Annotated in this window: 1 rRNA gene; it reads right to left on the bottom strand. The window is 50.9% G+C overall.

Going from position 1 to position 2715, the window contains the following annotated elements:
- Positions 1-2715, bottom strand: a 23S ribosomal RNA gene (locus tag FTV12_RS16265); the annotation flags it as partial.

Here is a 2715-nt window from a genome sequence, read left to right as displayed (position 1 = left end):
CTTCCACATCCAACCTATCAACGTCGTAGTCTTCAACGGCTCTTTAGGAGACATAAAGTCTCGGGGAAATCTTATCTTGAGGTAGGCTTCCCGCTTAGATGCTTTCAGCGGTTATCCCTTCCGAACATAGCTACCCGGCGATGCGACTGGCGTCACAACCGGTACACCAGAGGTTCGTCCACTCTGGTCCTCTCGTACTAGGAGCAGATCCTCTCAAATTTCCAGCGCCCACGGTAGATAGGGACCGAACTGTCTCACGACGTTCTAAACCCAGCTCGCGTACCTCTTTAAATGGCGAACAGCCATACCCTTGGGACCTGCTTCAGCCCCAGGATGAGATGAGCCGACATCGAGGTGCCAAACACCGCCGTCGATATGAACTCTTGGGCGGTATCAGCCTGTTATCCCCAGAGTACCTTTTATCCGTTGAGCGATGGCCCTTCCATACAGAACCACCGGATCACTAAGACCTACTTTCGTACCTGCTCGACTTGTGGGTCTCGCAGTTAAGCGCGCTTTTGCCTTTATACTCTACGCGTGATTTCCGACCACGCTGAGCGCACCTTCGTACTCCTCCGTTACTCTTTAGGAGGAGACCGCCCCAGTCAAACTACCCACCAGACATGGTCCTCGCTCCCGATCAGGGAGCAGAGTTAGAACCTCAATATTACCAGGGTGGTATTTCAAGGACGGCTCCATGGCAACTAGCGTCACCACTTCAAAGCCTCCCACCTATCCTACACAAGTAAGATCAAAGTTCAATGTCAAGCTGCAGTAAAGGTTCACGGGGTCTTTCCGTCTAGCCGCGGGTACACCGCATCTTCACGGCGAATTCGATTTCACTGAGCCTCTGCTGGAGACAGCGCCGCCATCATTATGCCATTCGTGCAGGTCGGAACTTACCCGACAAGGAATTTCGCTACCTTAGGACCGTTATAGTTACGGCCGCCGTTTACTGGGGCTTCGATCAAGAGCTTCGCTTACGCTAACCCCATCAATTAACCTTCCAGCACCGGGCAGGCATCACACCCTATACGTCCACTTTCGTGTTTGCAGAGTGCTATGTTTTTAATAAACAGTTGCAGCGGCCTGGTTTCTGAGGCTGCCAACAGCTCAAGGAGCAAGTCCTATCACCGCCGGCAGCGTACCTTCTCCCGAAGTTACGGTACCATTTTGCCTAGTTCCTTCAGCAGAGTTCTCTCAAGCGCTTTGGTCTACTCGACCTGACCACCTGTGTCGGTTTCGGGTACGATTCCAGTGTAACTGAAGCTTAGAGACTTTTCCTGGAAGTATGGTATCAGCCACTTCACCAGTAAACTGGCTTGCTATCAACTCTCAGCATAGAGCACCCCGGATTTGCCTAAGATGCATGCCTACAGTCTTCCACCTGGACAACCAACGCCAGGCTGACTTAACCTTCTCCGTCCTCTCATCGCATTACACTGAAGTATTGGAATATTAACCAATTTCCCATCGACTACGCCTCTCGGCCTCGCCTTAGGGGTCGACTCACCCAGCCCCGATTAACGTTGGACTGGAACCCTTGGTCTTTCAGCGAACGGGTTTTTCACCCGTTTTGTCGTTACTCACGTCAGCATTCGCACTTCTGATACCTCCAGCAGACTTCTCAATCCACCTTCATCGGCTTACAGAACGCTCCCCTACCACTTGCAATAAATTGCAAATCCGCAGCTTCGGTACATAGTTTTAGCCCCGTTACATCTTCCGCGCAGGCCGACTCGACTAGTGAGCTATTACGCTTTCTTTAAAGGGTGGCTGCTTCTAAGCCAACCTCCTAGCTGTCTATGCCTTCCCACATCGTTTCCCACTTAACTATGATTTAGGGACCTTAGCTGGCGGTCTGGATTGTTTTCCTCTTGACTACGGACGTTAGCACCCGCAGTCTGTCTCCCGGATAGTACTCATTGGTATTCGGAGTTTGCATCGGTTTGGTAAGTCGGGATGACCCCCTAGCCGAAACAGTGCTCTACCCCCAATGGTATTCGTCCGAGGCGCTACCTAAATAGCTTTCGGGGAGAACCAGCTATCACCGAGTTTGATTAGCCTTTCACCCCTATCCACAAGTCATCCCCTGGCTTTTCAACGACAGTGGGTTCGGTCCTCCAGTTAGTGTTACCCAACCTTCAACCTGCTCATGGATAGATCACCCGGTTTCGGGTCTATACCCAGCAACTAAACGCCCTATTAAGACTCGATTTCTCTACGGCTCCCCTATGCGGTTAACCTCGCTACTGAATATAAGTCGCTGACCCATTATACAAAAGGTACGCAGTCACCACACAAAGTGGCTCCCACTGCTTGTATGCATGCGGTTTCAGGATCTATTTCACTCCCCTCACAGGGGTTCTTTTCGCCTTTCCCTCACGGTACTGGTTCACTATCGGTCAGTCAGGAGTATTTAGCCTTAGAGGATGGTCCCCCTATATTCAGACAAGGTTTCACGTGCCTCGCCCTACTCGACATCATCATATCAGCCCTTTCGTGTACAGGACTATCACCCACTATGGTTGCACTTCCCAGAGCATTCCACTAAAACTGATATGACTTAATGGGCTGTTCCCCTTTCGCTCGCCGCTACTGAGGGAATCTCAATTGATTTCTTTTCCTACGGATACTGAGATGTTTCACTTCTCCGCGTTCGCCTCATAAACCTATGTATTCAGTTTATGATACCGACCTTATAGCCGGTGGGTT

Source organism: Acinetobacter sp. YH12233 (assembly GCF_013417725.1).
GTDB lineage: Bacteria > Pseudomonadota > Gammaproteobacteria > Pseudomonadales > Moraxellaceae > Acinetobacter.
Note: the sequence above shows the minus strand (reverse complement) of the source record. Positions and strands in the feature narration are given on the sequence as shown.